We start from the raw sequence: 7,505 nt of genomic DNA on the forward strand, positions 1-7,505 counted from the left end.
GGTGTCGGCGCGGACGGTGTCCCTACGGCCCGGGTTTCGGCCGGTGAGGGTGTGGTGCGTAAGTCGGCGATGGACCGCGGTGCCGCGCCGATTGTCGCTGCGCTGAACGGCGGAATGCGGCTGCCGGGCTTCGACGACGGTGGCGTGGTGCCTCCGATCCCAGGGCCGGATCCGCGGTTGCTCGCGGCGATGCAGCGTGGGTTCAACCCGTCGGCACCGCTCGGCGGCGGCGGCGGCGAAGGCGGCCTGCAGAACAGCAGCATTCGCACCAAGCGACTGATTCAGCAGTTGTTCCCCGAAATCACGAGCGTCGGCGGGTACCGCCCGCCGGACGGGTTCAACGAGCACTCGTCTGGTCAGGCGCTCGACTTTATGATCCCCGGCTGGAACACGCCGCAGGGCAAAGCCCTTGGCGACCAGCTGTCCAATTTCTTGATGCAGAACGCGGGAGCGCTGGGTCTGGATTACACGATATGGCAGCACGGGCAACACAACCCGGACGGCAGCTTCCAAATGTACGGGGACCGCGGCAACCCGACGCAGAACCACATGGATCATGTGCACGCTCATTCGATCGCGTCGGGCTACCCGGGCAAGGATCAGCAGTTCTTTGTGCCACCCCAACTTCAGGCGTTGCTCAGTGGCGGCGGTATGGGGTCCGCGCTCACGGGTGGGGCTCCCGGCCAGCTCGCGGCGATGCTCGGTCAGCAAGCCGACGGTAGCCCGTTGGGCGCCATGGGTACTCCCGGTGGGAAAGATGGCCGCACACAAGGCTATATCCCTGCCGGGGCTGGCGGTAGCGGTGCGGCGGGCTCGAGTTTCTTCTCGGGCGCCATGCAGATGGGCGCCCAAGCCATCAACGGTTTGATCGACCAGGCCGCTTCGGCTGCGTCGACCGCGATTTCAGCGGCAGCTACCGCCGGATCGTTCGGGGCGGGCGGTCAGGCCGCCGGTCAGGCTTCGTCGTTCCTTATCGGTATCGGTACGCAGGCCGCGAAACGTGGCGTTCAATATGGCTTCCAGCTAGCAGGCATCGGCGGCGACGCTTTGACCGAAATCCTGATGCCATTCGGTGTACCCAGGTTCTTCCAGACTTCGCCGCAGCAGTTCATGCCGCAGTTGCCGAACATGGCCGCAGCTGTCACCACAGGCGAGAAAGCGCAAGGGCAACAAGAGGGTCTGCAGACGCCTTCCCCGTCTGGTCCGGTGCAGCCCGGGCAGATGCCTGGCCAGCAGGTGGTGGGGCAGGCGGCGCCGATAGCCACGCCGGGCACTGGGGATTTCGTGGCCGCGGCGCCCTCTGTGTCGCCGGCGTTGTCCCCGACACCAGGCGGGCCAGCAGTGCCCAACCCGGCACCCAATCCGGTCGCCCCGCCGGTGCCGCAGTCCGGGCCAATGGCGCAGCCGCAACCCGCCGCGCCACCGATCAAACCGACCGATTTGGGCGGCCTCTTGGGCGTGTACGACACGGGCGGATGGCTGATGCCGGGCGGCATCGCAGCGAACATGACGAACAAGCCTGAGCCGATCCTGAACGCCGAGCAGTGGGGCGACATGCACGCAATCGCAAGTCAGCAGATGCCAATGCCGGACCCGGCCGCGGTCGGTGGCCGTAACGACTATTCAGTGCACTTCCACGACACTGTGGTCAAGGATGTCGACGAGATGCAACGCCGGGCCGAGTCGCAACAGCGGTTGCAACGGTGGAGATACGGCGGCCGACCGTAGCCGTAACCCTAAGACTCACAACTGAATCCGGTAAACGCTGTCCGAATAAATGAATATTCCACTCCCACAACACATCACGGAAAGTGAGACCCACAATGTCCGCACAAGATTACTACGACCAGTTAACCGCCGATCGTGCGGGGACCGCCCGCGGCTCAGTGCAGTGGACGGCTCCACGACCAGAACGACCGGCCGACTCTATGGGCCCGCGAGACCTTCAGCAGAACGAATTCACGTTGCGGCTACCGAACACCCCGGCCCGGACACACTCGCCGCACTCGACCCCATACCAGCGCGCCGCTGACTCCTTCGAACACCTAGCCCAAGCCTTCGACGCATACCGCGACGCCATCACCCCCGCCGCCAGCGACCCCCGCTACCCCGGAGAAGTTATCCGCGAACACCTCGACGCGTTCCGGGAAACCCCAGCCTGGCGCGACGCTGAGCGGCAGGTAGACGTGCTACGCAACCGGGAGGAACTCGCCAAGGCGAAGGTCGAGCAAGAACGCGCAGCACTGTCTCAGCCGCTCGATTCCGCTGGTGAGCAACGCAATTCACGCGCCTGGGATCTGGTTAAGATGCAGGTCGAGGCAGCTAAAGACGGCGACTACATCTCTGTGGTTGACCGCATCCTGGCCGGCGCCAAAGACGAGCAGCTCGGGATGCTGGTAGACAGCCTGCCGATTCTCCTGCAGTCCAAGGGCGTTGACACTTCATGGCTGGAAGAACGCTTCGCCGCGCGGGCACCGCAATACGGTGCGGCTAAACGCAGCGCTGCCGTTGATGAGCAAGCCCGCATCGTCGCCGAATACAACTTGTCCAGCTTCCACCGACACGTCGACGGCGCAACCGTCTCGGAAGACCGTTACCACTACCATTCGCTTCCGCTCGCCGGGTGCGACGCGAAGTCACGTGCCGACCTGGACTCAGCCGTGGAGCGGCCGTGATGGCAAGGCCAGACAGGAAGAGAGACGTTCGTCGAGGTGGCGGCAGCGTTGCCGCCGCTGTCGATCCCGCAGCCGGTCAGCCACCGGGTGGATGGACGCCCCAGCGGTTGGTGGCCAACCAGCCGCGGCAAGAGGCAGCGCGGCTATCGGCAGTCGGGCAGGGCCAGCTAATGAACCTGCGCCAGCAAACTAGAGAGCCTATGCATTATCCGGGCCGTGCATACATATTGAGTGAATATTCATGCATAAAGCAGGTGATGGTCGCGCATATTCGAAGGAACGTGCCCAATGGAGGCTCCGTGTTTGCGCAGGTCAAAAGGGGTGCGGGGGACCCCCTGACCTGGCAAAAAGATTCACCGACCGGGCGCAAGAACGCATCTGTGTACGTTTCCCCACGTTTTATGCAGCGATTTATGCATGACGGTGGATAGCCCCGTCCGGCTAACAGCAAAGCTGGCGAGAAGCCAGCAAAGACCGAAGGAAGTAACCCCATGCCGCGCCCCCTCAAAGACGCCTCGGTGCGCAAACGCCGAAATAAGGCCACTACCAGGGCGTTCCTGGCCGCCGACCACGATATCGAGGCCCCTCCGCTACCGGAAGGCTTCGACTGGCACCCGCTGTCCCGGAAATGGTGGGCCGAGCTGTGGGAATCCCCGATGGCGCCCGAATATGTCGACGTCGACATCAACGGCCTGTATCGGGTGGCGGTGCTGACGAACGACTTCTACGCCGCTACCACCGCGAAGGAACGCGCGTTTGCGCAGGTCAGGCTTGAAAAGGCGGACGCCGAGTACGGATTGAACCCGCTTGCGCGTCGCCGCCTCGAGTGGCAGATCGAGCAAACGGAGGATGCGCAGCGCCGGGGCCGCCGCCGGCGCGCCGCGGAGCGCGCTGTTGCCGCACCGGTCGCGCCGACCGATGATCCGCGGTTGCGGCTGGTGAAGGGCGCGCAATGAGTAGCGCTGTGACCTGCGAAAACACCGCGGATGGCTGGCTTGAAGGTGTGGCCGAGGTGGTTGCGGAGTCGCGCGGTGGCATCACTGTGTTGTGTCCGCATTGCGGTGGCCGGCATCAGCATTCGGCGCGGGTCAAGGGCAGTAAGCGGGTGCTTGCTGGTTGTCACACCGGCCACGGCCGTTGCTGTACCTATGCGGTGCCGGGTGAGCCGCCGCGTCCGCGGCCGAGCTGGGCCGAGTGATGAGGGCGGCGACGGTGATCGGCTCGACGAAACACCATGTGGCCGTGGGTGCGCGGTGAAGTGGCGGTGGCGATGGTGGTCGCTGCGGCGCCGCGTGGCCGACCTCGAGGAGCGGGTCGGGGCGCTCGAAGCCGGCCGACCGGTCATCGTCGCCTATCCAGCCAAGCGACGACCCATTTCGCTCTCGCGTCCACATCAGTTCCGTTCGGGCCAAGTGTCGCCGGCTAGCGATAGCGTTGTGTCATGCTTGCGGCCATGACGGTTACCTCGATGCTGGATCGTGAGGTCTACGTGTACGCCGAGGTGGATCGGCTGATCGGTCTTCGCGGCGGGACGGCTCGGCGTTGGATCAACGGCTACGAACGATCCGGCAAGAGCTATGCCCCGATTCTGCGCGTCACTCCGCGCGATACGCCATGGGTCACGTGGGGGGAATTCGTTGAGACGCGGATGCTCGCCGAATTCCGCGATATCAAGAATGTTCCGATTCCTCGATTGCGGGCGGCGATTGACGAGCTGCGCCGCGTTTTCGATATGCAATATCCGTTGGCCCACATGCGCCCTTTTTTATCGTCCTGGGACCGCGAAGTGACGATAAAGGACGATGGTTCGGAGCAAGAGGTCGTTATACGCACTGGTCAGCAGTTGCTCGGCGACGCCCGGTGGCTCGCGAAGCGGTCCGCCCTTGAAAATGACGAGAACGGCGAACCGATGTTCGCTGAAATCCCCGCCGATTCCGACTTCCCTGACATTGTGATTAATCCGATGCGATACAGCGGGCAGCCGACGTTCGTTGGCCGCCGCGTGTCGCCAGTGACGATTGCCGGCATGGCGAACAGCGGTGAGCCGCACGAGGTTCTGGCTGCAGAGTACGGGCTAAGTATCAAGCAGGTGGATCAAGCCATCGCCTACACGGAGAGGTACCGGCTGGCGGCTGCGTAGACCCCCAATCATGGCGATAGTGGGACTCGGTGACGTGAAGTACGTCGTCGACGAGAACCTGCTCAGCCTCGGCAACGGCATGGTTACGCTACGCAGAGATACCGCACGTTTCAGCCGTCACCCGGTTGAGGAATTGCTGCCGCGGGGGATCGCCGATCCCGATTGGATACCAATCGTCGGGGATCGTGGCTGGGTGATCATCACCAATGACAAGCGGCTGCGCACACGGCCGGCCGAGGCGGAACTCGCGGTCGCGCACAAGCTCAAGGTGATCCACTTGCACGGCGACATCGGTAACAAGCCTGCGTGGGATCAGTTCGTGCGGTTGGCGACTCGTTGGGCCAGCATCGAGAACCATGTGGATCGAACGCCGGACGGGCCCTGGTGGCTGTCAGTACGACGGAATGGTGTTGAGGTGATGCAGTTCGCGCCCGGCGCCGCGGAACGCGCATAAACGCGGCGAGCGGATCTGGGCTGCCGACCCCTAACCCGGTCCGTAATTGAACACGGTCTCCGGTTACTCGGTTGGGCGATGCGTGACCGCAAGATCGATCAGGAATGGTGATCCGCCAGGCTCTTTGCGTAGCCAGAAGGGGTGTATCAGTTTCGGGTCGGCGGGCAAGCCCTCGGCGTGTTGTTGAATGGCCTGACCGACCGAGTCGTCCATCGACGTCGATTGGGCGAGAACCACGAGCCGTCGTCCGCTGGATAGCCGCATCGCGCAAACCAAACCGATGTGGTTGCTGAAATCTGCTATCGCCGCGTCTGGGTCGCCGACGTAGAGGTGGAAAGATAATTGCTCGGGGCGCGGCGGCGGAGTCCACCATTGAATGACTTCACTTGGCTTTAAGGGTGGCGTTTCGGCGAAGGTGCCGAAAGTCGTTGTCGGTGTCATTATTTCGAGTTCATGGCGCCATCCGGGGGCAACCGGATCGGTCCGGCCCATATAGAGGCTCATTTTGCGTATCAGTTGACCGTTCTCAGGGTTTCGCTCGTCCCACGTAAAAACGGTCGCCGGCTCGGGATATCTCGGCGGCTTCGCGTCATGCAGGCTGATCTTGATGGCATGCATTGTTCGTCGGGTTCCGACATAGATGTCGTCGTGCCCAGAGGCGTTGGTCTTGCCCTGGATTCGCCAGGTGTGTGATCGCGCCCCACCGGCACTTCCCGCTGCAAAACGAACCACACCGGGTTCATTAAGCACCACGGGTTCCGGCGGCCGTATCGGAGTCACGCCTCCTATTGTCTGGGTTTTTGCCGTTCGCCGGCCCAGAGGCGCGCCGTGGTTAGTACCCTCCGCGTAGTTCGGCGGCGAGCTGGATGGCGATGCCGCGCCAGCCGTCCGCTCGTTCCTGCAGTTTGGTGATGTGTCGCTGTGCGGCGACGAGGAGCGCCACGCATACCGCGCAGGCGATGAGCGCGATGACTGCGAGTTGGGTTGATGGGGTCATGCTGTTCTCCCGGGTGGTTATTGGTCGCGATGGTTGCACGAAGGGGCGCGGCCTGGGGTGGTTAACGGCAAACACGACCGAAAACAGTTGCCCCGCAACCCATTACCATCGGCCGGGCGACCTGTATTCGAGCAGACGTGTTACGTACTCATGTGTGACGTGCGGGCTCGGTGGCTAGCCGGCCAGCAGAAGCAACAAGGTCCCCGCAATCACCAGCGCCACGCCGACCCCGGCTATCGACGTCTGGCGCAACGTGGCGGCTCGCTGCTCGGCCCGGTAGTTGTTGATTTCCTGCTTGATTAGCTCCGCGTTGCGTCTCGAATCTTCTGCCCGTTCGCTGGCCGCCCTGTTTGCGAGTTCGTCGACCGCGCGCCCGATGCGCGCCAGCTGGTCGGAGTCGGCGCCGATGTGGGGGGCGTGCATTCGAGCGGCCGCCTCCATCGTCGTACCGACAATGACGTGGGCATCAACTGTGTGATGCACTGGCCGGCCGAAGCGCACCCACCGCCTAGCTGTCGCAGCGAGTCTGCGCAGACATGCCCGCCACTTCTGCGGTGTGTCAGAGTTCTGGTGCCATATGACCAGCAGGCCATAGGCCGTGACGATCGTTCCCAGGAGGACGAGCACGTTCCCGGTCGTGGCCATGAGCCATCATTGCGCACCCGCGCACCCAGTCGGCGCAAAACGACAGCTGATGTTGAGCGACAACGCCATAACAGAGGTGCCGCCAGGGGAACGGCCCTGGCGGCACTCTGCTCTTGCGGTTGGCTGTGGTTTCAGACACCCATGACGCGCCGGATTTCGTCGAGGACGTCGCCGCTGCGGGGGTGGTGCCGCAGCATTTCGGCGATGGCCCGGCCGGCGCCCGGTTCGTTGCGTTTCCACGCGGCTACGGCGGCGACGACTTCGTCGGTGTTCTGGTTGTCCATAGTTAGCCTTCCTGGTGTGTGCTTGCAGGTTGCATCAACCGCGGGGGTGGCGCAGTAGGTCTGGGCGGGTTCACACCGAACTCATAGAGACCCAGGCGAAGACCCCGACGACGGCGGCGGCGATGAGGGCGCAGGCGATCAGGAACACGGCGTAGTTGATGGTCGCGGCCCATGACTCCGTGCCCGGTTCGTCCCAGCCGTCGGCCGCGGCCTGCGCTGATTGTGTGGCTGGTTCGTCGCAGTCGTCGTCGGCCCAGGCGAGCGCAGGGGTTTCCTGCGCCGGTTGGGGGATGTTGGTGGTGGGGTCGGC

At 63.8% G+C, this 7,505-nt stretch carries 10 protein-coding genes; 5 read left to right on the forward strand and 5 right to left on the reverse strand.

The window, feature by feature from the left end:
- Window positions 1-177 precede the first annotated feature (177 nt).
- From EPN51_RS03060 to EPN51_RS03080, 5 genes are all read left to right on the forward strand, one after another.
- The gene (locus tag EPN51_RS03060) at window positions 178-1,728 is read left to right on the forward strand and encodes a hypothetical protein (protein WP_293036299.1); all 1,551 of its coding nucleotides are present in this window, start codon (window positions 178-180) and stop codon (window positions 1,726-1,728) included.
- A gap of 95 nt (window positions 1,729-1,823) precedes the next feature.
- Window positions 1,824-2,675, forward strand: coding sequence for a hypothetical protein (locus EPN51_RS03065; RefSeq protein WP_293036301.1), 852 nt, complete (start codon window positions 1,824-1,826; stop codon window positions 2,673-2,675).
- A 491-nt stretch (window positions 2,676-3,166) separates the two neighbouring features.
- Entirely contained in the window at window positions 3,167-3,631 is a 465-nt protein-coding gene (locus EPN51_RS03070; protein ID WP_293036304.1) for a hypothetical protein, read from the forward strand.
- A 485-nt stretch (window positions 3,632-4,116) separates the two neighbouring features.
- The gene (locus tag EPN51_RS03075; protein ID WP_293036307.1) at window positions 4,117-4,815 is read left to right on the forward strand and encodes a DUF433 domain-containing protein; all 699 of its coding nucleotides are present in this window, start codon (window positions 4,117-4,119) and stop codon (window positions 4,813-4,815) included.
- 10 nt (window positions 4,816-4,825) lie between these two features.
- Window positions 4,826-5,269 carry a hypothetical protein gene (locus tag EPN51_RS03080; RefSeq protein WP_293036310.1) on the forward strand — a complete coding sequence of 148 codons (444 nt, stop codon included), beginning with the start codon at window positions 4,826-4,828 and terminating at the stop codon, window positions 5,267-5,269.
- Window positions 5,270-5,332: 63 nt separating this feature from the next.
- On the opposite strand, the gene EPN51_RS03085 is transcribed toward EPN51_RS03080, so the two are convergent.
- The 5 genes from EPN51_RS03085 to EPN51_RS03105 all read right to left on the reverse strand — a co-directional run.
- A complete protein-coding gene (locus tag EPN51_RS03085) occupies window positions 5,333-6,049 on the reverse strand; it encodes a hypothetical protein (RefSeq protein WP_293036312.1) in 717 nt (238 codons plus the stop codon).
- A gap of 52 nt (window positions 6,050-6,101) precedes the next feature.
- Window positions 6,102-6,266, reverse strand: a complete 165-nt coding sequence (locus EPN51_RS03090) for a hypothetical protein (protein WP_293036315.1) — start codon at window positions 6,264-6,266, stop codon at window positions 6,102-6,104.
- A 174-nt stretch (window positions 6,267-6,440) separates the two neighbouring features.
- Window positions 6,441-6,911 (reverse strand): hypothetical protein, encoded by a 471-nt coding sequence (locus tag EPN51_RS03095; protein WP_293036318.1) that lies wholly within the window; start codon window positions 6,909-6,911, stop codon window positions 6,441-6,443.
- 131 nt (window positions 6,912-7,042) lie between these two features.
- A complete protein-coding gene (locus EPN51_RS03100) occupies window positions 7,043-7,195 on the reverse strand; it encodes a hypothetical protein (RefSeq protein ID WP_293036321.1) in 153 nt (50 codons plus the stop codon).
- 70 nt (window positions 7,196-7,265) lie between these two features.
- A partial coding sequence (locus EPN51_RS03105) for a hypothetical protein (protein ID WP_293036324.1) occupies window positions 7,266-7,505 on the reverse strand: 240 nt, incomplete at its 5' end.

The sequence above is a fragment of the Mycobacterium sp. genome (genome assembly GCF_004298145.1).
Classification (GTDB): Bacteria; Actinomycetota; Actinomycetes; order Mycobacteriales; family Mycobacteriaceae; genus Mycobacterium.

What these genes read in the sequence shown, in the direction of transcription:
- EPN51_RS03065 (WP_293036301.1), top strand. Translation starts at nt 1,824, where the DNA reads ATGTCCGCACAAGATTACTACGACCAGTTAACCGCCGATCGTGCGGGG.
- EPN51_RS03070 (WP_293036304.1), top strand. Translation starts at nt 3,167, where the DNA reads ATGCCGCGCCCCCTCAAAGACGCCTCGGTGCGCAAACGCCGAAATAAG.
- EPN51_RS03075 (WP_293036307.1), top strand. Translation starts at nt 4,117, where the DNA reads ATGCTTGCGGCCATGACGGTTACCTCGATGCTGGATCGTGAGGTCTAC.
- EPN51_RS03080 (WP_293036310.1), top strand. Translation starts at nt 4,826, where the DNA reads ATGGCGATAGTGGGACTCGGTGACGTGAAGTACGTCGTCGACGAGAAC.
- EPN51_RS03090 (WP_293036315.1), bottom strand. Translation starts at nt 6,266, where the DNA reads ATGACCCCATCAACCCAACTCGCAGTCATCGCGCTCATCGCCTGCGCG.
- EPN51_RS03095 (WP_293036318.1), bottom strand. Translation starts at nt 6,911, where the DNA reads ATGGCCACGACCGGGAACGTGCTCGTCCTCCTGGGAACGATCGTCACG.
- EPN51_RS03100 (WP_293036321.1), bottom strand. Translation starts at nt 7,195, where the DNA reads ATGGACAACCAGAACACCGACGAAGTCGTCGCCGCCGTAGCCGCGTGG.